This window comes from Erwinia magellanica (assembly GCF_039023495.1).
GTDB lineage: Bacteria > Pseudomonadota > Gammaproteobacteria > Enterobacterales > Enterobacteriaceae > Erwinia.
Window position 1 is genome coordinate 688,521 of the sequence record NZ_JBCHVC010000002.1, and the last position, 23,187, is coordinate 711,707.

Annotated in this window: 15 protein-coding genes and 2 pseudogenes; 12 read left to right on the forward strand and 5 right to left on the reverse strand. The window is 53.0% G+C overall.

Annotation, left to right across the window (positions count from 1 at the left end):
• Positions 1–103 precede the first annotated feature (103 nt).
• Positions 104–1,072, reverse strand: coding sequence for a thioredoxin-disulfide reductase (trxB, locus tag AAH450_RS10535; RefSeq protein ID WP_342910164.1), 969 nt, complete (start codon positions 1,070–1,072; stop codon positions 104–106).
• A 528-nt stretch (positions 1,073–1,600) separates the two neighbouring features.
• Here trxB and lrp point away from each other — a divergent pair.
• From lrp to AAH450_RS10565, 7 genes and pseudogenes are all read left to right on the forward strand, one after another.
• Positions 1,601–2,095 (forward strand): leucine-responsive transcriptional regulator Lrp, encoded by a 495-nt coding sequence (gene lrp, locus AAH450_RS10540; protein WP_013201514.1) that lies wholly within the window; start codon positions 1,601–1,603, stop codon positions 2,093–2,095.
• 119 nt (positions 2,096–2,214) lie between these two features.
• Positions 2,215–2,775 (forward strand): annotated as a pseudogene (locus AAH450_RS21125) (DNA translocase FtsK 4TM domain-containing protein); the annotation flags it as partial.
• Between the two features lie 1,242 nt (positions 2,776–4,017).
• A pseudogene (locus AAH450_RS21130) lies at positions 4,018–6,012 on the forward strand (DNA translocase FtsK); the annotation flags it as partial.
• Positions 6,013–6,197: 185 nt separating this feature from the next.
• Positions 6,198–6,809: an outer membrane lipoprotein periplasmic chaperone LolA gene (gene lolA / locus AAH450_RS10550; protein ID WP_342910166.1), complete on the forward strand. Its 612-nt coding sequence runs from the start codon at positions 6,198–6,200 to the stop codon at positions 6,807–6,809.
• 7 nt (positions 6,810–6,816) lie between these two features.
• Positions 6,817–8,160 carry a replication-associated recombination protein A gene (locus AAH450_RS10555; RefSeq protein WP_342910167.1) on the forward strand — a complete coding sequence of 448 codons (1,344 nt, stop codon included), beginning with the start codon at positions 6,817–6,819 and terminating at the stop codon, positions 8,158–8,160.
• 93 nt (positions 8,161–8,253) lie between these two features.
• The gene (gene serS, locus AAH450_RS10560) at positions 8,254–9,546 is read left to right on the forward strand and encodes a serine--tRNA ligase (RefSeq protein WP_342910168.1); all 1,293 of its coding nucleotides are present in this window, start codon (positions 8,254–8,256) and stop codon (positions 9,544–9,546) included.
• A 290-nt stretch (positions 9,547–9,836) separates the two neighbouring features.
• Positions 9,837–10,988: an MFS transporter gene (locus AAH450_RS10565; RefSeq protein WP_342910169.1), complete on the forward strand. Its 1,152-nt coding sequence runs from the start codon at positions 9,837–9,839 to the stop codon at positions 10,986–10,988.
• 61 nt (positions 10,989–11,049) lie between these two features.
• Here AAH450_RS10565 and pflA read toward each other — a convergent pair whose 3' ends face one another.
• The 4 genes from pflA to ycaO all read right to left on the reverse strand — a co-directional run bounded on the left by pflA (position 11,050) and on the right by ycaO (position 17,257).
• Positions 11,050–11,790, reverse strand: a complete 741-nt coding sequence (gene pflA, locus AAH450_RS10570; RefSeq protein WP_342910170.1) for a pyruvate formate lyase 1-activating protein — start codon at positions 11,788–11,790, stop codon at positions 11,050–11,052.
• 153 nt (positions 11,791–11,943) lie between these two features.
• The gene (gene pflB / locus AAH450_RS10575; RefSeq protein WP_342910171.1) at positions 11,944–14,226 is read right to left on the reverse strand and encodes a formate C-acetyltransferase; all 2,283 of its coding nucleotides are present in this window, start codon (positions 14,224–14,226) and stop codon (positions 11,944–11,946) included.
• Between the two features lie 66 nt (positions 14,227–14,292).
• Positions 14,293–15,144: a formate transporter FocA gene (gene focA / locus AAH450_RS10580; RefSeq protein ID WP_342910172.1), complete on the reverse strand. Its 852-nt coding sequence runs from the start codon at positions 15,142–15,144 to the stop codon at positions 14,293–14,295.
• Between the two features lie 355 nt (positions 15,145–15,499).
• Positions 15,500–17,257, reverse strand: a complete 1,758-nt coding sequence (gene ycaO / locus AAH450_RS10585; protein WP_342910173.1) for a 30S ribosomal protein S12 methylthiotransferase accessory factor YcaO — start codon at positions 17,255–17,257, stop codon at positions 15,500–15,502.
• Between the two features lie 213 nt (positions 17,258–17,470).
• On the opposite strand from ycaO, the gene serC reads away from it, so the two are divergent.
• From serC to ihfB, 5 genes are all read left to right on the forward strand, one after another.
• Complete coding sequence (serC, locus tag AAH450_RS10590; RefSeq protein WP_342910174.1) at positions 17,471–18,556, forward strand: 3-phosphoserine/phosphohydroxythreonine transaminase; 1,086 nt, start codon at positions 17,471–17,473, stop codon at positions 18,554–18,556.
• A gap of 82 nt (positions 18,557–18,638) precedes the next feature.
• Positions 18,639–19,925, forward strand: coding sequence for a 3-phosphoshikimate 1-carboxyvinyltransferase (gene aroA / locus AAH450_RS10595; RefSeq protein ID WP_342910175.1), 1,287 nt, complete (start codon positions 18,639–18,641; stop codon positions 19,923–19,925).
• A 206-nt stretch (positions 19,926–20,131) separates the two neighbouring features.
• Positions 20,132–20,818 (forward strand): (d)CMP kinase, encoded by a 687-nt coding sequence (gene cmk / locus AAH450_RS10600; RefSeq protein ID WP_318790527.1) that lies wholly within the window; start codon positions 20,132–20,134, stop codon positions 20,816–20,818.
• Between the two features lie 128 nt (positions 20,819–20,946).
• On the forward strand, positions 20,947–22,623 hold the full coding sequence (rpsA, locus tag AAH450_RS10605) for a 30S ribosomal protein S1 (protein WP_342910176.1): 1,677 nt from the start codon (positions 20,947–20,949) through the stop codon (positions 22,621–22,623).
• Positions 22,624–22,708: 85 nt separating this feature from the next.
• Positions 22,709–22,993 carry an integration host factor subunit beta gene (gene ihfB, locus AAH450_RS10610; protein WP_013201528.1) on the forward strand — a complete coding sequence of 95 codons (285 nt, stop codon included), beginning with the start codon at positions 22,709–22,711 and terminating at the stop codon, positions 22,991–22,993.
• The last annotated feature ends 194 nt before the right edge of the window (positions 22,994–23,187 follow it).

The following is a 23,187-nucleotide window of genomic DNA, read 5'->3' on the forward strand; positions in this document are numbered from 1 at the left end:
GACGTCCCACCGGGGGAACAGGCTGGCAATGGTACAATGCAGAAAATAAAAAGGCGACCTGAGAAGGCCGCCTTAAGCAAGATAGATGCAGGAAGTTAACAACTTACTGAGAGTTTTTAACTAATCCATCCAGATAGCGCTCGGCATCCAGCGCGGCCATGCAACCGGTACCGGCAGAAGTAATTGCCTGACGGTAGATATGGTCCATAACGTCGCCTGCGGCAAATACGCCTGGGATACTGGTTTGCGTGGCGTTACCTTGCAGGCCTGACTGGACTTTGATATAGCCATTTTCCAGTTCAAGCTGATCTTTAAAGATGCCGGTATTCGGGCTATGACCGATCGCCACAAACAGGCCGGCAACGGACAACTCTTCAGTCTGCTGATTGTCCAGCGCAGAGCGCAGGCGCAGGCCGCTGACACCCATCTGATCGCCCAGGACTTCATCCAGCGTCTGATTGGTATGCAGCACGATATTGCCATTGCGCACTTTTTCCATCAGCCGATCGATCAGGATTTTTTCGGCACGGAAGCTGTCCCGGCGGTGGATCAGATGGACTTCAGAAGCGATGTTCGCCAGGTAAAGCGCTTCCTCCACGGCAGTATTACCGCCGCCAATCACCGCCACTTTCTGATTGCGATAGAAAAAGCCGTCGCAGGTCGCACAAGCGGAAACGCCGCGTCCTTTGAACGCCTCTTCAGAAGGCAGTCCCAGATAGCGCGCTGACGCGCCCGTAGCGATGATCAGGGCATCTGCGGTGTATTCAGCACTGTCGCCCGTCAGGCGGAACGGCCGGTTCTGTAAATCTACCGTGTGGATATGATCGAAAATGATCTCAGTATTGAATTTTTCAGCGTGTTCCTGCATCCGCTCCATTAGCCGTGGACCGGTGAGATCGTGAGGATCGCCAGGCCAGTTTTCCACTTCTGTAGTGGTGGTCAACTGTCCGCCTTTTTCAAGGCCGGTAATCAACACCGGATTCAGGTTGGCGCGCGCCGCATACACTGCAGCGGTATAACCAGCCGGGCCGGAACCCAGGATAAGTAATTTACTGTGTCTGGCCGTGCTCATGAGACCCTCATTTTTTTGTCTGGCAAATATTTTTGATTGTAGGGAATTTAACGCGGCAACAAAAGCGTTCTGCAATTTTGTTAACGATGATTGCAAAAGGTTTGACCAATCAGGGTATGCGCCATAACAGGGAGCGATGCGCAAAAACAGGGCAAAGCGTGTTGCTTCGTAGTGCGCCGCAAAGAAAAATATCTATTTAAAAACAGTCGCGCAGCGATACTTCTGGCATGTTGTACTGGTTTTGTTTGTTTTGCTTTGACAATCGGCTGCGCTTTTGCGAAAACAGTGTAGGAAGCAGAGGGCGTTTAAGCTGTCAAAACAGGTTTTCATTCCATGTTTAAGTAGTACAGCGGCATAAACGCAGTCTGTCATTGGTCATGACGCATGGTGTGGACAGACAACATGCGTCATACGGATGGGCGCCCGAAAGAGGCGCAGCAGGCTCCTGACTTCACTTAGAACAACCCTGGAACCGAACATATTCAGGGTATGGCAAGTAAAGGGAAGGCATTTAGAGAGACAATAATAATGGTAGACAATAAAAAACGACCCGGTAAAGATCTCGACAGGATCGACCGCAACATCCTTAATGAACTGCAAAAAAATGGGCGAATTTCCAACGTCGACCTTTCCAAAAGCGTGGGCTTATCACCGACGCCATGCCTTGAGCGCGTCCGCCGTCTGGAGCGACAGGGTTTTATTCTCGGTTATACCGCCCAGTTGAATCCTCACTATCTGGATGCTTCACTGCTGGTATTTGTTGAGATTACTCTGAATCGTGGTGCACCGGATGTGTTTGAGCAATTTAACGCCGCCGTACAAAAACTTGAGGAAACTCAAGAGTGTCATCTTGTTTCAGGGGATTTCGACTACCTGCTGAAAACGCGCGTTCCCGATATGTCAGCCTACCGCAAATTACTGGGCGAGACCCTGCTACGTCTGCCGGGCGTGAATGACACCCGGACTTATGTGGTCATGGAAGAAGTAAAACAAAGTAACCGCTTAGTTATTAAAACGCGGTAACACAGGGCAGGTGCAAAACCTGAGAGATTTCGGTACACTCCTGTGAATTCATACAGGTTCAGCGTCGGGCTTGCCCGGCGCTGTTGCCTCCATAGTTTACAGGCACCTGGAGAGTACTCTTGAGCCAGGAATACACAGAAGATAAAGAAGTATCCCTACAACCGCTGAGCAGTGGACGTCGTCTGCTGGAAGCGTTACTGATTATTGTTGCTCTTTTCGCCGTCTATCTGATGGTGGCGCTGGTGAGCTTCAATCCTTCCGATCCCAGCTGGTCTCAGACCGCCTGGCATGAACCTATCCATAATTTGGGCGGCGGCGTTGGCGCCTGGCTTGCGGATACCCTGTTCTTCATTTTCGGCGTAATGGCTTATGCCATACCTCCCGTTATTCTTGGACTCTGTTGGATCACCTTCCAGCAGCGCCATTCTCAGGAATATATAGACTACTTTGCCGTCGCGTTGCGGCTGATTGGTGTACTGGCACTGGTGGTCACCTCCTGTGGTCTGGCCGCGCTCAATGCGGATGACATTTGGTATTTTGCTTCAGGCGGCGTCATTGGCAGCCTGTTAAGTAATGCGATGGCACCCTGGTTTAGTGGCGCAGGCGGTACCTTAACTCTGCTCTTTGTCTGGGCGGCAGGGCTGACGCTCTATACCGGCTGGTCATGGCTGACCATTGCTGAGAAGATTGGCGGTGTGGTAATGGGCGTGCTCACTTTCGCCAGTAACCGCACCCGTGCCGATGAGCGCTGGCATGAAGAAGAAGATGAACAGAGTAGCGAGCGGGCAGAAGCTCAGCTTGTTCACGATGATGATGTGCTGTTCACCGCGCCGCGTGCAGAGCATAGCGCCGCAGAAGAGGAAGAGGATCCGCTGTTTAGCCAGCCAGCTACCGCCTCCGCAGGCATTTCTGCGGCAACGACTTCAGCGGCTCCGGCAGCGGTAAACCCGGCTACGCCTCACTCTGTGGCTCCTTCAGCTGCACCGCTCTCAGCGGCCGAGCCTTTATCTGATCTCTCTTCATCGCCTTCATCTGCTAACGCCGCGCCTCCAGCAGCTGCATTACCGACCTCCGCTCCTGCTGTTTCTCCCTCTCTGCAAACGGCACCGGTAGTTGAAAAGCCGGAGCTTTATCGGTTTGAGATGCCAGCCGGGACGCCAGCACCTTCAGTACAGGTCGGGGATGAGGATGAAGGGCCGCGGATGGGGAACTGGCGTGATGCCTCTTCTGCATCGCCGTTTGATTTCTCTTCGCAGCCTGCACCAGCAATAGAGACGGCAGCAGGAATGCAGGGCGTGGCCGATGCTGCGAAAGTCGCTGCGGCTTCAGCTCCCTTCATGCCTGGCTTCAGCGCTACCAGCGAGGCAGGCAATCCTCAGGTTAAGCAGGGTATTGGCCCGGCACTGCCACGCCCTAATCCGGTGAAATTACCTACGCGCCGCGAGCTGGCTTCTTATGGTATTAAGCTGCCTTCTCAACGCATGGCGGAAGAAAAAGCCAAAGAGCAGGAACAGCAACACGCCTCAGCTTCTCCGTCTGTTGAGCAACATGATGCGGCGCAGGAGCAGGATCTTGATGAACTGCATCTGCGTGAGGCGTTTATGGCTCAACAGCAGACCCGCTATGGCGAGGAGTTTGCGCAAGAGGATGAAGAGGCAGTGCAGCAGGCCGCCCTGGCACGCCAGTTTGCGATGCAACAGAATCAGCGTTATGGCGAGGAAGCAGAGCGGGAAACCTCCTCTGCCTTTAAGCTGGATACCGCCGGCGCCTTCGACTTCTCTCCGCTTGACGATCTGGTTGATGATGGCCCAACCGAACCGCTATTTACGCTGCCTGCCGAAGCGGCGGCCGAACCGTCGCAATGGCAGCAGCCTCAACAGGCTTCTCAGCAACCGCCATCCGCAGCGCCTTCGTGGCATGCTTCTCCGGCGCAGCAACCCGTAGCTGCTCAGCCTCAGGCCGGAGCAGCACAGCAGTCTGCTGAAGCGCCGCCGTGGCAGGCTTCTCAGCCACAACCGGAAGTGCATCAGCCAGCTGCTGCACCTTCATGGCAGGATGCTCAGCCTCAGAGCGGTGCACAGCCAACAGCCGCCGCGCCTTCATGGCAGGATGCTCAGTCTCAGGGCAGTGCACAGCCGCCAGCGGCCGCGCCTTCATGGCAGAATGCTCAGCCTCAGGGCGATGCACAGCCGCCAGCCGCCGCGCCTTCATGGCAGGATGCTCAGTCTCAGGGCAGTGCACAGCCGCCAGCCGCTGCGCCTTCATGGCAGGATGCTCACCCTCAGGGCGGTGCACAGCCGCCAGCCGCTGCGCCTTCATGGCAGTCACCTCCAGCCGTGCCGGTCCCCGCGGTTGAATCTGAACCGGTCAAGCCTGCTCATGACAGCCTGTTCCATCCGTTCCTGGTACGCCATGAACAACCGCTGGAAAGGCCGACCACGCCGCTGCCAACGCTGGATCTGCTGACCGCGCCGCCAGCAGAAGCGGAACCGGTAGATATGTTTGCGCTTGAGCAAACGGCACGTTTAGTTGAAGCGCGCCTTGGTGATTATCGTGTTAAAGCGGAAGTGGTTGGCATATCGCCAGGGCCGGTTATCACCCGCTTTGAGCTTGACCTGGCGCCTGGCGTCAAGGCCGCACGTATTTCGAATCTCTCACGTGACCTCGCACGCTCTCTCTCTGCTGTGGCTGTGCGCGTAGTTGAAGTGATACCGGGCAAACCTTACGTTGGTCTGGAGTTACCGAACAAACATCGTCAGACGGTTTACATGCGTGAAGTGCTGGAGTGTCCTCAGTTCCGTGACAACCCTTCACCGCTGGCGGTGGTGCTGGGTAAAGATATTGCAGGTCAGCCTGTGGTTGCAGATCTGGCGAAGATGCCGCACCTGCTGGTTGCCGGTACTACCGGTTCCGGTAAGTCTGTCGGCGTTAACGCCATGATCATCAGCATGCTCTATAAAGCCACGCCGGAAGAAGTGCGCTTTATCATGATTGACCCGAAAATGCTGGAACTCTCGGTCTATGAAGGCATTCCTCACCTGTTAACTGAGGTGGTCACCGACATGAAAGATGCGGCGAACGCGCTGCGCTGGAGTGTGGGTGAAATGGAACGTCGTTATAAGCTGATGTCCGCGCTGGGCGTTCGTAACCTTGCCGGTTATAACGAGAAGGTGGAGCAGGCAGAAGCGATGGGCCGCCCAATCCCGGATCCGTTCTGGAAGCCGGGTGACAGCATGGATGCCACGCCACCGGTGCTGGAAAAACTGCCTTACATCGTGGTGCTGGTGGATGAGTTTGCCGACCTGATGATGGCCGTGGGCAAAAAAGTTGAAGAGCTGATTGCCCGTCTGGCGCAGAAAGCGCGTGCGGCAGGGATCCACCTGGTGCTGGCTACGCAGCGTCCGTCCGTGGATGTGATCACCGGTCTGATTAAGGCCAATATCCCGACGCGTATCGCCTTTACCGTTTCCAGTAAAATCGACTCACGTACCATTCTGGATCAGGCGGGCGCAGAGTCGCTGCTGGGCATGGGGGATATGTTGTACATGCCGCCAAACTCCTCAATGCCGGTGCGTGTTCACGGCGCATTCGTACGGGATCAGGAAGTGCATGCGGTCGTGCAGGACTGGAAAGCGCGGGGACGTCCACAGTACATCGAAAGCATCACCGCTGGCGAAGAGAGCGAAGGCGGTGCTGGCCTTGATGGCGATGAAGAGCTGGATCCATTGTTCGATCAGGCCGTGGGCTTTGTGGTGGAAAAACGTCGGGCCTCTATTTCGGGCGTCCAGCGTCAGTTCCGTATCGGCTATAACCGGGCGGCACGCATCATTGAGCAGATGGAAGCGCAGGGCATTGTTTCCTCGCCAGGCCATAACGGCAACCGCGAGGTACTTTCGCCGCCGCCGCATGAGATGTAGTGCTGCTGTAAATAACGGGCCGGGGTAATCCGGCCCGTTGAGTTTCGGCACTCCGTCCCCATATCTCACTTAATTGCACGAAATATTCAGGCGGATCCCCTGTTGCATTCGCCTGTGCCTGGTTACAGTTATCCTCCGGGCTTACCCGCTCTTCGGGATAGAAAAGTTTTAATAAGGATGCCGTAATGAAAAAGTTAATGATTTCCTGCTCTCTGATTGCCGCTTTTGCTTCCGCCAGCGTACTGGCTGATGCGTCATCCGACCTACAGCAGCGTCTGGGTAAAGTAAAAAGCTTCCACGCCAGCTTCACCCAGAAAGTCACCGACGGCAGCGGCCAGTCCGTTCAGGATGGAGAAGGAGAGCTGTGGGTTAAGCGTCCTAACCTCTTTAACTGGCATATGACTGCACCGGATGAAAGCGTACTGATCTCTGACGGTAAAACGCTGTGGTTCTATAATCCGTTTGTTGAGCAGGTCAGCGCTACCTGGCTGAAAGATGCTACCAGCAACACGCCTTTTATGCTGATTGCACGTAACCAGGGCAGCGACTGGAAGCAGTACAATATCAAGCAGCAGGGTGACAGTTTTGAACTGACGCCCAAATCCGCTGACGGCAACCTGAAACAGTTCACCATCAATGTCTCTGGCAATGGCACCATTAATCAGTTCAGCGCCGTAGAGCAGGATGGACAGCGCAGCAGCTATACGCTTAAAACCCAGCAAAATGGGGCCGTTGAAGCCAGCAAATTCCAGTTTACACCGCCAAAAGGCGTGACGGTGGACGATCAGCGTCAGTGAGGTTAGCTTGAGCAATCTGTCTCTGGACTTCTCCCACAACGAATTTCAGCCTCTGGCCGCGCGTATGCGGCCACGTACCCTGGCTGAATATATCGGTCAGCAACACTTGCTGGCTGCTGGAAAACCTCTGCCGCGAGCGATTGAGGCCGGTCATCTTCACTCGATGATCCTGTGGGGGCCGCCAGGCACCGGTAAAACCACGCTGGCAGAAATTATTGGTCGCTATGGTCAGGCTGATGTTGAACGCATCTCTGCCGTGACCTCGGGGGTAAAGGAGATCCGCGAGGCGATTGAGCGAGCCAGACAGAATCGGGAGGCTGGTCGCCGCACCATCCTGTTTGTGGACGAAGTACACCGGTTTAATAAAAGCCAGCAGGATGCTTTCCTGCCGCATATCGAAGATGGCACCATCACCTTTATTGGCGCCACTACTGAAAATCCCTCTTTCGAACTCAACTCGGCGCTGCTTTCCCGCGCGCGCGTCTATCTGCTGAAATCCCTGACCAGTGACGACATTGAAATAGTGCTGGATCAGGCAATGAAAGACAGCGAACGTGGATACGGTAAGGAGAACATTGTTCTGCCTGCGGATACCCGGCGCATGGTGGCTGAGTTAGTCAATGGCGATGCCCGTCGCGCCCTGAATACGCTGGAAATGATGGCGGACATGGCCGAGGTGAACAGCAAAGGCAGACGCGAGCTGACGGCTAAATTACTTAACGAAGTCTCTGGCGAGCGCAGCGCCCGTTTTGATAATAAAGGCGATCGTTATTACGACTTGATCTCTGCGCTGCATAAATCTGTGCGCGGCTCTTCTGCGGATGCCGCTCTCTACTGGTATGCCCGCATCATCACGGCGGGGGGCGATCCCCTCTATGTGGCGCGGCGTTTACTGGCAATCGCCTCTGAAGATGTAGGCAATGCGGACCCGCGCGCCATGCAGGTTGCCATCTCAGCCTGGGATTGCTTTACACGTGTTGGCCCCGCAGAGGGGGAAAGGGCTATTGCGCAGGCTATTGTCTATTTAGCGTGCGCACCAAAAAGCAATGCCGTGTATACCGCGTTCAAGGCAGCGATGCGCGATGCGCGTGATAACCCCGATTTTGACGTACCAGAACATCTGCGGAACGCGCCCACTAAGCTGATGAAAGAGATGGGGTTGGGGGCGGAGTATCGCTACGCACACGATGAACCCAACGCCTACGCCGCAGGCGAGGATTACTTCCCGCCTGAAATGGCACAAACGCGTTACTACCGACCAACTTCCCGTGGCCTTGAAGGAAAGATTGGTGAAAAGCTCGCCTGGCTGGCTGAGCAGGATCAAAATAGCCCGACAAAACGCTATCGTTGAATGTGACGTTGCGGTAAGGTTAGCAAGGAATTCAACGCATTCGCGCGCCGGATGCGTCCCTCATTCACTCAAAAAAATATTCACAGGACAAGCATGCTCGATCCCAATCTGCTGCGTAATGAGCCAGACGCAGTCGCTGAAAAACTGGCACGCCGGGGCTTTAAGCTTGACGTTGAAACGCTGCGTTCTCAGGAAGAACGTCGCAAAGTTCTACAGGTAGAAACGGAATCTTTGCAGGCGGAACGTAACTCCCGATCCAAATCTATCGGGCAGGCCAAGGCGCGTGGGGAAGATATCGAGCCATTACGTCAGGAAGTGAACGCGCTGGGCGAACGCCTGGACGCGGCCAAAGCGGAACTGGACGAACTTCAGAATGCCATTCGTGAAATGGCTTCAGCTATCCCTAACCTCCCGGCTGATGAAGTCCCGCTGGGTAAAGACGACAGTGAAAATCTGGAGATCAGCCGTTGGGGAACACCACGCGCCTTTGATTTTGCCGTGCGTGACCACGTAGAACTGGGCGAAAAGGCTTCCGGCCTCGATTTTGCCATGGGTGTTAAACTCACCGGTTCACGCTTTGTGGTGATGCAGGGGCAGATTGCCCTGATGCACCGTGCCCTGAGCCAGTTTATGTTGGATCTGCATACAGAGCAGCATGGCTACCTGGAAACTTATGTGCCTTATCTGGTAAACCATACCTCTTTGTACGGTACCGGTCAGCTGCCTAAGTTTGGTGAAGATCTGTTCCATACTCGTCCGCTTGAAGAAGAGGCCTCCAGCAGTGATTATGCGCTGATCCCAACTTCTGAAGTGCCGCTGACCAATATGGTGCGTGATGAGATCCTTGAAGAAGAGTCTTTACCGCTGAAGTTCACCGCTCATACGCCTTGCTTCCGTTCTGAAGCGGGCGCCTATGGTCGTGATACGCGTGGGCTTATCCGTATGCATCAGTTCGACAAGGTTGAAATGGTGCAGATCACCCGCCCTGAAGACTCCATGGATGCGCTGGAAGAGCTGGTGGGCCACGCTGAGAAAGTATTGCAGCTGCTGAACCTGCCTTACCGTAAAGTGCTGCTGTGCACCGGTGATATGGGCTTTGGCTCCTGCAAAACCTACGATCTGGAAGTCTGGCTGCCAGCCCAGGATACCTATCGCGAGATCTCTTCCTGTTCCAATATGGGTGATTTCCAGGCGCGTCGTATGCAGGCTCGCTGCCGCACTAAAACCGAGAAGAAACCTCGTCTGGTGCATACCCTTAACGGCTCTGGCCTGGCCGTAGGCCGTACGCTGGTGGCAGTGTTGGAAAACTATCAGCAGGCTGATGGACGTATTGCGGTTCCGGAAGTGCTGAAGCCTTATATGAAAGGCCTGGATTTTATCGGCTAACCCCTGATTCTGGCTGCTAAAAAAAACCTGTGGACAACCCGCAGGTTTTTTTTTAACTATCAAAAAGAAATGTTATCGACAGCAAACGGGCTGTAAAGGCTAAAAGCCTGATTTTCATTAAGATAACAGGTTGCCGCTGCGAATAATCCTACCTTCTAAGTCACTGTAGATAAAAAAATTAAATCGGTTCACAGCAAATTGTGCTGCGATAAAAAGTGTGCCGTTGACAATATTTTTTCTAATGGCATTATTCGCGCAAAATCTTCTCCTCCCTGGTATTTCCACTAAAAATGTCCATCTGGTCACGCCCTGTTATTGTGCTGCTTTGCGGCCTTTTGCTGATGACGGTTTCTATTGCCGTGCTGAATACGCTGGTTCCGCTCTGGCTGACCCATGATCTGTTGCCTACCTGGCAAGTGGGTGTCGTAAGCTCTTCCTATTACACCGGCAACCTGGCCGGAACGCTGCTGGCAGGCTGGACAATAAAAACGCTTGGCTTTAATCGCAGTTATTATATCGCTTCATTACTGTTCGCCGTAGCGACTGCGGCGCTCGGGCTGGAGAGCGGTTTCTGGGCCTGGACGCTGTGGCGGTTCGTTGCCGGTATCGGCTGTGCTGTGATCTGGGTGGTGGTGGAAAGCGCGCTGTTATGCAGCGGTACGCTTCGCAATCGTGGTCAGCTGCTGGCCGCTTATATGATTGTTTATTACCTCGGCACCGTAGCCGGGCAGCTGTTAGTGAGTAAAGTTTCCACCGATTTGCTGCATGTGCTGCCGTGGGTAACGGGCGTGGTGTTGGCGGCTATTCTGCCGCTGGTCTTCGCCAGGATCACTGCGAAAGGTAATGACGAAGAGGCAGCGCCTGGCCGCATGTGGCCAATGTTGCGCCGCCGCAGTGCGAGACTGGGCATTAATGGCTGCATTATTTCAGGGATCCTGCTGGGATCGCTGTATGGTCTGATGCCGCTTTATCTTTCTCACCAGGGCATGAATGATGCCACGGTGGGATACTGGATGGCGCTGATGGTCAGCGCTGGAATCGTAGGGCAGTGGCCGGTAGGGCGTCTGGCCGACCGCTATGGCCGCCTGCTGGTACTGCGCGTTCAGGTCTTCGTGGTGATCCTGGGTGCCATTGCTATGTTGGGTAACGCCGCGATGGCTCCCGCTCTGTTCGTGCTGGGCTGTGCGGGTTTTACGCTTTATCCGGTGGCAATGTCATGGGCTTGCGAAAAGGTTGCGCACCATGAGCTGGTGGCAATGAATCAGGCTTTACTGCTGAGTTACACCATTGGCAGCCTGATAGGCCCGGCGATGACCTCTGCCCTGATGCAAAACTACTCCGATCGCGTGCTGTTTGTGATGATCGCTGCGGTCGCATTTATCTACCTGATGATGCTGTTACGCAAAGCGGACAAGCAGGCCACCCCTGTGGCTCATGCCTGAGTGACAGACGAAAAAAATGGAGCCTGCTGGCTCCATTTTTATTTATTCAGTCGCTGATAATTCAGTACATCACTTTATGGCCGTAACCTTCCAGAATGCCTTTAACGCGATCCATGGTCTCTTTTTTCGGGGGATGGATGCCATCCAGCTTATATTCCTCGCCCATTGCCACCCATTTATGTTTGCCAAGTTCGTGATAGGGCAGCAGCTCGATTTTTTCCACGTTACCCATATCACGGGTAAACTCTCCCAGACGATGGGCTGAATCATCATCATCGGAATAGCCCGGCACCACAACATAGCGGATCCAGGTGCGGATTTTTTTCCTGGAGAGATAGCGGGCGAAATCCAGCGTACGATGATTGGATACGCCTACCAGGATCTGGTGCACATCATCGTTTATCTGCTTGAGATCAAGCATCACCAGATCGGTAACTTCAAGCAGTTCATCAATCACCGGATCGTAGCGGCGGACAAAGCCATTGGTATCCAGACAGGTGTGGATGCCTTCCGCATGGCAGGCCCGGAACCAGTCCCGGACAAACTCAGCCTGAAGAATGGCCTCACCTCCGGAAGCGGTGACGCCGCCGCCAGAGGCATTCATAAAGTGCCTGTAAGAGACAACGTCCTTCATCAGCTCCTCAACGGTAACCTCTTTGCCGCCGTGGGTATCCCAGGTATCGCGGTTATGGCAATAGAGGCAGCGCATCAGGCAGCCCTGAAAGAAGGTGATAAAACGGATGCCGGGACCGTCGACGGTACCGCAGGATTCGAATGAGTGGATGCGACCTTTGACTGACATTGCGATGAATTCTCCACGGTAGACCCGCCCTCAGGCAGGTACGCAGTCTTTAAGCTGCGTTAAGTCTGTTTTGCCAGCCTCACGAAACCGGTAGGGCTGGCAAACAAGACTTGTGAGGCTCCACCGGAGTGGAGCCTCTGATTACTCAGAAAATTACATGCTCTGAGTAAAGGTACGGGTAATCACATCCTGCTGCTGCTCTTTGGTTAAAGAGTTAAAGCGAACGGCATAACCGGATACGCGGATAGTCAGCTGTGGATATTTTTCAGGATCTTCCATCGCCTCCAGCAGCATCTCACGGTTCATGACGTTGACGTTCAGATGCTGACCGCCTTCAATACTGGCTTCGTGGTGGAAGTAACCATCCATCAAACCGGCCAGATTCGCTTTACGTACATCATCATCTTTACCCAGCGCGTTTGGCACGATGGAGAAAGTATAAGAGATGCCGTCTTTTGCGTAGGCAAAGGGCAGTTTAGCCACGGAGGTCAGAGAGGCGACAGCTCCTTTCTGGTCACGGCCATGCATAGGGTTGGCACCTGGTCCAAAAGGTGCACCAGCGCGGCGGCCATCCGGGGTATTACCTGTTTTCTTACCATACACCACGTTAGAAGTGATAGTGAGCACCGACTGGGTTGGTACCGCGTTACGGTAAGTCTGTAGTTTCTGAATTTTTTTCATAAACCGTTCGACCAGGTCGCAGGCGATATCATCCACGCGTGCATCATTGTTACCAAACTGCGGGTATTCACCTTCAATTTTAAAGTCTACTGCCAGACCATCTTCATCGCGAATGGTGGAGACTTTGGCATATTTAATCGCAGAGAGAGAGTCCGCTGCTACAGAAAGGCCCGCAATACCACAAGCCATAGTGCGATAGACGTCGCGGTCATGCAGCGCCATCAGCGAGGCTTCGTAGCTGTATTTGTCATGCATATAGTGAATGATATTCAGCGCGGTCACATACTGCTTAGCCAGCCAGTCCATAAAGTGATCCATGCGTTCCATCACTTTGGTGTAGTCCAGCACTTCGTCCATCATTGGAGCTTCTTTCGGACCCACCTGCATTTTCATTTTTTCATCCACGCCGCCGTTGATAGCGTAGAGCATGGTTTTTGCCAGGTTAGCGCGGGCGCCAAAGAACTGCATCTGTTTGCCGACGATCATTGGGCTGACGCAGCAGGCGATAGCGTAATCATCATTGTTAAAGTCAGGACGCATCAGATCATCATTTTCATACTGCACGGATGATGTATCGATAGAGACTTTAGCTGCAAATTTTTTGAAATTCAGCGGCAGTTTTTCAGACCACAGGATGGTCATGTTCGGTTCCGGAGAAGGCCCCATAGTGTAGAGGGTATTCAGGAAGCGGAAGCTGGTTTTAGTGACCAGAGTACGACCATCAACGCCCATACCGGCCAGCGATTCGGTTGCCCAAATCGGGTCACCGGAGAAGAGTTCATCATACTCAGGGGTGCGCAGGAAACGAACCATACGCAGTTTCATCACCAGGTGGTCAATTAACTCCTGCGCCTGCTGTTCGGTGATTTTACCCGCTTTCAGGTCACGTTCAATGTAGATATCCAGGAAGGTTGATACACGACCAAACGACATAGCCGCGCCGTTCTGAGACTTCACCGCCGCCAGATAACCGAAGTAGGTCCACTGCACCGCTTCCTGAGCAGTGGTAGCAGGGCCTGAGATATCGCAGCCATATTTTGCCGCCATCTCTTTAATCTGTTGCAGCGCATGATGCTGATCGGCAATCTCTTCACGCAGGCGGATGGTGGCTTCAAGGTTCACGCCATTTTCCATATCAGCCTGTAGCGAGGAGAACTGTGCAAATTTGTCCTTCATCAGCATATCAATGCCGTAAAGCGCTACGCGGCGGTAGTCACCAATGATACGACCACGACCATAGGCATCCGGCAGACCAGTCAGGATGCCAGATTTACGGCAGCGAAGAATGTCCGGTGTATAGACATCAAACACCCCCTGGTTATGGGTTTTGCGGTAATCGGTAAAGACTTTTTTCAGGCCTGGATCCAGCTCACGGCCATATACTTTACAGGAGCCTTCAACCATTTTGATGCCGCCGAACGGAATCAGCGCGCGTTTCAGCGGTGCTTCAGTTTGCAGGCCAACAATGGTTTCCAGTTTTTTATCGATGTAGCCCGCATCATGAGAGGTGATAGTGGAGGCAAGGTCGGTATCAAAATCTACCGGCGCATGGGTACGGTTTTCCAGCTTGATGCCTTCCATCACCTTATCCCACAGGGCGGTAGTGGCTTCAGTCGCGCCACTCAGAAATGACTCATCACCTTCATAGGGGGTATAGTTTTTCTGAATGAAATCACGCACGTTGACGCTGTTCTGCCATTCGCCCTGTACAAAGCTTTCCCAGGCCGCAGCCTGTTTTTCGTTGTGCTCGCTCATTTGATACCTACCTTAATTACGTGGAGTTCTGTCGTTCCTGCCGCTGTGTGGGCCGCAGGTGCTTAATCAGTGCTGGTCGCCGTCGCGCAGATAGATAACCCAGTAGGTCAGTCCTACCAGGAACCCTCCGCCGATGATATTGCCGATAGTGACGGGGATCAGGTTATCAGTGATAAAATTGCTGACGGTCAGATGTGAAAATTGGGCGGCCGTTGTGCCAGTAGCCTGCCAGAATTCGGGGCCAGAGAAGTCGCGGATGATAATCGCCAGCGGGATAAGAAACATATTTGCAATGCTGTGCTCAAACCCGCTAGCGACAAACATCGCAACCGGAAGCACCATCGCCAGCATTTTGTCAGTAAGGGTACGGCCGGAATAACTCATCCAGATCGCCATGCAAACCATCAGATTGGCCAGCGTGCCCAGGCAAACCGCTTCAATAAAAGTATGGTGCATTTTATGGTCAGCCGTTTGCAGAACATTTAGCCCCCATGCACCATTGGCTGTCATCGCCTGGCCGGCAAACCAGATCAGGGCAACAAAAAACATCGCGCCAAAAAAATTGCCCACATAAACGTTGATCCAGTTACGCGCCAGCTGAGCCCAGGTGATGCGTCCGCTGGCTTTTGCCACTATGGTCAGCACGGTGGAGGTGAAGAGGTCGGCACCACAGACCACTACCAGCATCAAACCCAGTGAAAAACAGATGCCGCCTGCCAGTTTTGTCAGCCCTGTAGGCGCTGAACCGGTCGTTGCGGTGATATAGAAGACAAAAGCAATGGAGATAAAGACACCAGCCGTAATGGCCAGGAAAAAGGTGGTGAAGGGTTTTTTAGTTGCTTTATAGACGCCAGCTTCTTCGGCTATTTTAGCCATCTCAGACGGGACGATTAAGTCAAACGGGTTGCCAGCTTTCACACTAACTACTCCCAAAATTAGTCAACGACGAGATACTAACAAAGGAGTATAGGTTAGAAATTGATATGGATCATATTGGTTCGGAGTAGTGGGCGTTAAACACCCTTGTTTTGTAAGGTTTTGATATTATCTCTTTGATATTTAAAGTATAAATACTTTTTAAAAGTCTAAAAATAAGTTGAAAAAAGCACAAGATGCGCCTTGTTAAGGCAAGGTTAGCGGCTTGATTGTTTCTGGAAGGTTAAGGAACTTATGAAAACGAATTTTCAATTCACCTTTCCTTAACTTTTGATGAAAGATTTTAAAAAAGTCAGGCAGGCGGTCGGCTAAATGAAGCACCGACCGCCTGAAGAAGTTACTTCCAGTTAAGGCGTTTGGCCTGCTGGAGTTTCTCATAGGCAGCCAGTAGCGACTGGTGAGCAGGGAAAGCCATCAGATCTTCATCAACAGTTTGCAGGCCATAGAAAGGCGCTTCACCGCTGATGGCGGCAGAGGCCGCTTCTACCGCATCCAGACCGTACATGCGGACAAATGCCGTATGGTATTGCACCGGATCGCGCTCTTCTTCCTGACTTAACAGCAGCAGGGTTTGCAGGCAGCGATAATAGTTAGCGCGGGCTGGGGTGAAGATTGAGCTGTTGAACTCCATGGTCCACTCTGTCCAGATCAACGCCTGGTCAAGGTCGCCACCCGCCAGCGCCAGCATCGCTTTCAGCTCGCCGATGCGCAGGGTATACCAGCCATTATCTTTCCCTGTCGCCAGGCCAAGCAGTTCACGAACGCGGGTAAAGTCGTCGTGACCATCTTCATCCAGGCGCTCGATCAGCGCCAGATAATCTTCCTTTTCCCACTGCGTTTCGGGCAGAGAGAGCAAGGTTTCGCGCAGATAAGCGCCCATGCTGTTATTCGCCAGCAGCAGATCTTCAGCAGGATAGATATCAGACATCCCCGGCACGATGATGCGGCAGGCATAAACGTCCAGATGCTGGTAATCGGCAATGTAAACTTCCCGATCTTCCGCTTTGAAAATCGCCATTAGTGTGGCGAATTCTTCTTCGGTTGTGCCGCTGAAGCTCCAGTCCACAAAGGGATAGTCAGCCTCATCTTTGAACATGTCCCAGGAAATAAGGCCGCTTGAATCGATAAAGTGTGTTTCCAGATTGGCATGCTCTGCCACCTCTTCATCGTCAAACGTAGGCGGCGTAAAGACATCCAGATCTTTCAGGCTGCGGCCTTGCAGCAGCTCCGTCACGGTACGTTCCAGCGCGACACCAAAGTCCGGGTGCGCGCCAAAGGAGGCGAAGCAGGTGCCGTTTGCCGGATTAAACAGCACCACGCAAATCACCGGATAGTGACCGCCCAGGGAAGCATCATATGAGAAGATAGGGAACCCTTCGGCTTCCAGTTTGGCAACAGACTCCACCACACCAGGGTAACGATCCATAACCTCTTGAGGGATCAGCGGCAGGCTGATGGACTCCGCAATGATCCGGTTTTTAATGTAGCGTTCAAAGACTTCAGAAAGCCCCTGCACACGGGCTTCATTAGCGGTGTTCCCGGCAGACATCCCGTTAGAAACGTAGAGATTGCCAATGATGTTCATCGGGATATAGACGGTTTGCAGATCGGACTGACGGGTGAACGGCAGGGCGCAGATCCCACGGTCGGCGTTGCCGGACTGCAAATCGATCAGATCGCTGGCGCTGACTTCCTGCTCAGGGTCGTAAAAAGCTTTCAGGCGCTCATCGAGGATACCGGCTGGCAGGCTGTCATCTTCCGGCAGTGGGAACCATTTTTCGTTGGGATAATGAACAAAGTCACCGTTAGCGATTTTGTTGCCCAGCCAGAAATCGGCAAAAAAGTAGTTCGTGGAGAGGCGCTCGAAATATTCGCCCAGCGCAGAGGCCAGAGCCGCTTTCTTGCTGGCACCTTTACCGTTAGTAAAACAGAGCGGGCAGTCACGGTCGCGGATATGTACCGACCAGACATGAGGAACCGGGTTCAGCCAGGAGGCTTCTTCAATATTAAAGCCCAGATCCTCTAATTTTTGCTGAAAGCGTGCGATGGAGTCTTCCAACGCGGCGTCTTTGCCTGGAATATACGTTTGCGTCATAGTGCCCACTTGTTTTGGGTTGTGCAGAAAGGGCGCAATGATACGGGGTTTCTTCTGGATTCGCTATGCGAGGGGGGAAATTCGTGCCTGCGCCACAGCGCATCTTTCCGGAACTGGTCGGCTGACCGGATAAAACATTGCAGCCAGAGAAGGGCAATGATAAAACCGATAGCAGAATCGACATCGATTGAACTGAGAAAGTGGTGAGGGGAAATGAGTCAGGTTTTCAATTTTAGCTCCGGCCCGGCGATGCTGCCGGCAGAAGTTTTGCGTCGTGCTGAACAGGAGCTGCGTAACTGGCAGGGCCTGGGAACTTCCGTGATGGAGATCAGCCATCGCAGCAAAGAATTTATGCAGGTAGCTGAAGAGGCTGAAAAGGATTTTCGCGACCTGCTGAAAATCCCTTCGAACTACAAAGTCCTGTTCTGTCACGGTGGCGCGCGCGCGCAGTTTGCCGCTGTTCCCATGAATCTGTTGGGTAGCAAGACCACGGCTGACTATGTTGATGGCGGTTACTGGGCACACAGCGCAATAAAAGAAGCGCTGAAATATTGCACGCCAAACGTCATTGAAGCGAAGACCACGGTTGATGGCCTGCGAGCTATCACCCCGATGAGTAGCTGGGCTATTTCGGACGACGCGGCCTATGTCCACTATTGCCCGAATGAAACTATTGACGGCATTGCCATTAATGAAGAGCCAGATTTCGGCGATAAAGTAGTGGTGGCCGATCTCTCCTCAACCATTTTGTCCACGCCTCTGGATATCAACCGTTATGGTGTGATTTATGCCGGCGCGCAGAAAAACATCGGTCCCGCTGGCCTGACGCTGGTTGTGGTACGTGAAGATCTGCTGGGCAAGGCTAAAAAAGAGCTGCCTTCCATCCTGGATTACCAGGTGCTCAGCGACAATGATTCGATGTTCAATACGCCACCAACCTTTGCCTGGTATCTCTCTGGTTTAGTCTTCAAATGGCTGAAAGAGCAGGGTGGTGTCAGTGAGCTGGACAAGCGTAACCAGGCTAAAGCCGATCTGCTGTATGGCACTATTGATAGCAGCGATTTCTACCGCAACGAAGTGGCTCTGGCTAACCGTTCACGTATGAACGTGCCTTTCCAGCTGGCGGATGCCGCTCTGGATAACACCTTCCTGGAAGAATCTTTCGCCGCCGGGCTGCATGCGCTGAAAGGCCACCGTGTAGTGGGCGGAATGCGCGCCTCAATTTACAATGCGATGCCGCTGGAAGGCGTGCAGGCACTGACTGATTTCATGATTGATTTTGAGCGCCGCCACGGTTAATCATCCGGCGCTGGCGTTTAAAGTCTGAAACCCTGCGAAGCTGCGGGGTTTCTTTGCATTTTATATGGAGAATATGTTTCACATGCAGGAATCCCTGACCTTACAACCTATTGCGCTGGTAGACGGCACCGTTAATCTGCCCGGCTCGAAAAGCGTTTCTAACCGCGCTTTACTGCTGGCAGCACTGGCAAAAGGCACCACGCGTCTGACCAATCTGTTGGACAGCGATGATGTACGCCATATGTTGACGGCGCTGAAAGCGCTTAACGTCAGCTTTACGCTCTCACAAGACCGGACTGTCTGCGAAGTGGTGGGTCAGGGCGCTCCTCTGCATGCAGAAGGCCCAACAGAACTCTTTTTAGGAAATGCGGGGACGGCCATGCGCCCTCTGGCCGCGGCGCTTTGCCTGGGTGAGAACGATATAGTGTTGACCGGTGAGCCACGGATGAAAGAGCGCCCAATTGGCCATCTGGTGGATGCCCTGCGTCAGGGTGGGGCTGAAATCGACTACCTTGAGCAGACTGATTATCCCCCTCTGCATCTTAAGGGCGGCTTTAAGGGTGGCGAAGTCTCAGTGGATGGCAGCGTTTCAAGCCAGTTCCTTACAGCGCTGCTGATGACCGCACCGCTGGCACCGAATGACACCAAAATTGTCATTAAAGGCGATCTGGTTTCAAAACCCTATATTGATATCACGCTGAACCTGATGCGCACCTTTGGCGTGGAAGTGGTGAACGACAGCTACGGCGTGTTCCAGATTAGCGGCAATCAGCACTATGTTTCGCCGGGAGACTATCTGGTGGAAGGGGATGCCTCTTCTGCTTCCTATTTCCTGGCGGCGGCGGCCATCAAGGGCGGTACGGTAAAAGTAACCGGTATTGGCCGCAACAGCATGCAGGGTGATATTCGCTTTGCTGACGTACTGGAGAAAATGGGTGCGGTGGTGGAGTGGGGCGATGACTATATTGCCTGTACCCGCGGTGAGCTGAACGCCATCGATCTCGATATGAATCATATTCCGGATGCCGCGATGACTATCGCTACCGCAGCGCTCTTCGCCAAAGGCACTACGGTGATGCGTAACATCTACAACTGGCGCGTGAAAGAGACGGATCGCCTGGCTGCAATGGCCAATGAACTGCGTAAGGTAGGCGCTGAAGTTGAGGAAGGGCACGACTACATCCGCGTGACGCCGCCTGAAACGATTAAGTTTGCTGAAATTGGCACCTATAATGATCACCGTATGGCAATGTGTTTCTCGCTGGTGGCGTTGTCCTCCACGCCGGTAACCATTCTTGATCCCAAATGTACGGCAAAAACGTTCCCCGACTATTTTGAGCAGCTGGCCCGCATCAGCAAACTGGCATAAATCTGCAAAACCGCTGCATTTCGGTGCGGCGGATTGCGAGCTGACTCACGTCCTGCAAGGTTTCTCCCTCCTGAAGCGCGCTATTCCCTCTTATTAATTTGATCGCGACTATGCTTAAAGGGTAACGATCATAGCTATAGCAGCGTATAATGCGCGTCGATATTTGTCTGAGCAGGCAACAGGCATTCCACCGACAGGAGAACGACATGACGGCTATAGCCCCGGTGATCACCATTGATGGCCCAAGTGGTGCGGGTAAAGGGACCTTATGTAAAGCAATGGCGGAAGCCTTGCAATGGCACCTTCTGGATTCGGGCGCGATTTACCGCGTACTGGCGCTGGCCGCTTTGCATCATCAGGTGGATATCACTTCTGAAGAGGCATTAGTGCCGATCGCGGCGCACCTTGACGTTCGCTTTGTCTCTACCGGGGGAGAAATGCAGGTCATCCTGGAAGGGGAAGATGTCACAAGCGAAATTCGCACTCAGGATGTCAGCAACACGGCCTCTAAAGTAGCGGCTTTTCCCCGGGTTCGCGAAGCTCTGCTTCGTCGCCAGCGCGCCTTCCGTGATGCGCCAGGCTTAATTGCTGATGGGCGTGACATGGGCACCGTGGTCTTTCCGGATGCGCCAGTAAAAATCTTCCTTGATGCCAGTTCGGAAGAGCGCGCACACAGGCGTATGCTACAGTTGCAGGAAAAAGGCTTTAGTGTTAACTTTGAGCGCCTTTTATCTGAGATAAAAGAACGTGATGATCGCGATCGTAATCGCGCCATTGCGCCACTGATACCGGCAAACGATGCGCTGGTGCTGGATTCAACCAGCATGTCAATTGAGCAAGTTATTGAAACTGCGCTTAATTATGCGCGTAAAACGTTATCGTTGCCGCAGTGAAATCCGGGCCTCAGGGTCCGACAGAATCCTTTAACCCTTTGATATGGACGTCATGGGGCATGTGAAACAACCCCACCCGGCAGGATGTCAGGTGGACGTTAAATTGAAGAATCCATAAGATTATCAATATGACTGAATCTTTTGCTCAACTCTTTGAAGAGTCCCTGAAAGAAATCGAAACCCGTCCGGGTTCCATCGTTCGTGGTGTTGTTGTCTCTATCGACAAAGACATCGTTCTGGTTGATGCGGGCCTGAAATCTGAATCTGCAATTCCTGCAGAGCAGTTCAAAAACGCAGCTGGCGAACTGGAAATCCAGGTTGGCGACGAAGTTGACGTAGCTCTGGATGCTGTAGAAGACGGCTTCGGTGAAACTCTGCTGTCCCGTGAGAAAGCTAAACGTCACGAAGCTTGGATCACGCTGGAAAAAGCTTATGAAGAAGCTGAAACCGTTACCGGTGTTATCAACGGCAAAGTCAAGGGCGGCTTCACTGTTGAGCTGAACGGCATTCGTGCGTTCCTGCCAGGTTCCCTGGTTGATGTCCGTCCAGTGCGCGATACGCTGCACCTGGAAGGCAAAGAGCTTGAATTCAAAGTCATCAAGCTGGATCAGAAACGTAACAACGTGGTGGTTTCACGTCGTGCCGTTATCGAATCCGAAAACAGCGCAGAGCGCGATCAGCTGCTGGAAAACCTGCAGGAAGGCATGGAAGTTAAGGGTATCGTTAAGAACCTGACTGACTACGGTGCATTCGTTGATCTGGGCGGCGTTGATGGCCTGCTGCACATCACTGACATGGCATGGAAACGCGTTAAGCATCCAAGCGAAATTGTCAACGTTGGCGACGAAATCACTGTTAAAGTGCTGAAGTTCGACCGCGAGCGTACTCGTGTTTCTCTGGGTCTGAAACAGCTGGGCGAAGATCCTTGGGTCGCTATCGCTAAGCGTTACCCGGAAGGCACCCGCCTGACTGGCCGTGTGACCAACCTGACCGATTACGGCTGCTTCGTTGAAATCGAAGAAGGCGTTGAAGGCCTGGTACACGTTTCAGAAATGGATTGGACCAACAAAAACATCCATCCGTCCAAAGTTGTTAACGTTGGCGATGTTGTTGAAGTTATGGTTCTGGATATCGACGAAGAACGTCGTCGTATCTCCCTGGGTCTGAAGCAGTGCAAATCTAACCCATGGCAGCAGTTTGCAGAAACCCACAACAAGGGCGACCGTGTTGAAGGTAAAATCAAGTCAATCACTGACTTCGGTATCTTCATCGGCCTGGACGGCGGTATCGACGGCCTGGTTCACCTCTCTGACATCTCCTGGAACGCTACCGGAGAAGAAGCAGTGCGTGAATACAAGAAAGGCGACGAAATCGCTGCTGTTGTTCTGCAAGTTGACGCAGAGCGCGAGCGCATCTCCCTTGGCGTTAAGCAGCTGGCAGAAGATCCGTTCAACAACTACATCTCTCTGAACAAGAAAGGTGCTATTGTTAACGGTAAAGTGACTGCTGTTGACGCGAAAGGCGCTACGGTTGAACTGGCAGACGGCGTTGAAGGTTACCTGCGCGCTTCTGAAGCTTCAGTTGACCGCGTTGAAGATGCAACTCTGGTTCTGAATGTTGGTGACGATGTTGAAGCCAAATTCACCGGTGTTGATCGTAAAAACCGCGTTGTTAGCCTCTCTGTACGTGCAAAAGACCAGGCTGACGAGAAAGAAGCCATCGCTACTGTTAACAACACTAAACAGGAAGACGGTAACTTCTCTAACGCTATGGCTGAAGCATTCAAAGCAGCTAAAGGCGAGTAATTGCTTTTGCAACAGGGCAGTGCAAGCTGCCCTGATATAGCCGATACTGTCAGAGCTTTTCCAACAGGAATTAACCGGAGGATTTATGACCAAGTCAGAACTTATTGAAAGACTTGCTGGCCAGCACTCTCATATTCCGGCGAAAGTCGTTGAGGATGCGGTTAAAGAGATGCTTGAGCACATGGCGACCACTTTGGCGCAGGGCGAACGCATTGAAATCCGGGGTTTCGGCAGTTTTTCTTTGCACTATCGCGCGCCCCGCACTGGTCGTAACCCGAAAACGGGTGACAAAGTGGAGTTGGAAGGGAAATACGTTCCACACTTCAAGCCAGGTAAAGAGCTGCGTGACCGCGCAAATATTTACGGCTAACGCTGAGCATTACGCAATAAAACGACACTTCGGTGTCGTTTTTTTTTGCCTGCAATCTGAGAGAGGTGCGGGCGGGCGCGCAATGAAAATGATAAGCATGAAATCGGGTTCGCATGGACAGGGCGTAGCTCCAGGGTTTTTATTCCTCTTGCTGCTAAGTTAACAGCAGCGCGATAGAGTGGCCGAACGGAAAA

Bases quoted from the DNA above. Each gene is read 5' to 3' on its own strand.
- AAH450_RS10565 (WP_342910169.1), top strand. From the start codon at position 9,837: ATGTCCATCTGGTCACGCCCTGTTATTGTGCTGCTTTGCGGCCTTTTG.
- cmk (WP_318790527.1), top strand. From the start codon at position 20,132: ATGACGGCTATAGCCCCGGTGATCACCATTGATGGCCCAAGTGGTGCG.
- aroA (WP_342910175.1), top strand. From the start codon at position 18,639: ATGCAGGAATCCCTGACCTTACAACCTATTGCGCTGGTAGACGGCACC.
- lrp (WP_013201514.1), top strand. From the start codon at position 1,601: ATGGTAGACAATAAAAAACGACCCGGTAAAGATCTCGACAGGATCGAC.
- serS (WP_342910168.1), top strand. From the start codon at position 8,254: ATGCTCGATCCCAATCTGCTGCGTAATGAGCCAGACGCAGTCGCTGAA.
- lolA (WP_342910166.1), top strand. From the start codon at position 6,198: ATGAAAAAGTTAATGATTTCCTGCTCTCTGATTGCCGCTTTTGCTTCC.
- pflA (WP_342910170.1), bottom strand. From the start codon at position 11,790: ATGTCAGTCAAAGGTCGCATCCACTCATTCGAATCCTGCGGTACCGTC.
- ycaO (WP_342910173.1), bottom strand. From the start codon at position 17,257: ATGACGCAAACGTATATTCCAGGCAAAGACGCCGCGTTGGAAGACTCC.
- pflB (WP_342910171.1), bottom strand. From the start codon at position 14,226: ATGAGCGAGCACAACGAAAAACAGGCTGCGGCCTGGGAAAGCTTTGTA.
- ihfB (WP_013201528.1), top strand. From the start codon at position 22,709: ATGACCAAGTCAGAACTTATTGAAAGACTTGCTGGCCAGCACTCTCAT.
- rpsA (WP_342910176.1), top strand. From the start codon at position 20,947: ATGACTGAATCTTTTGCTCAACTCTTTGAAGAGTCCCTGAAAGAAATC.
- trxB (WP_342910164.1), bottom strand. From the start codon at position 1,072: ATGAGCACGGCCAGACACAGTAAATTACTTATCCTGGGTTCCGGCCCG.
- serC (WP_342910174.1), top strand. From the start codon at position 17,471: ATGAGTCAGGTTTTCAATTTTAGCTCCGGCCCGGCGATGCTGCCGGCA.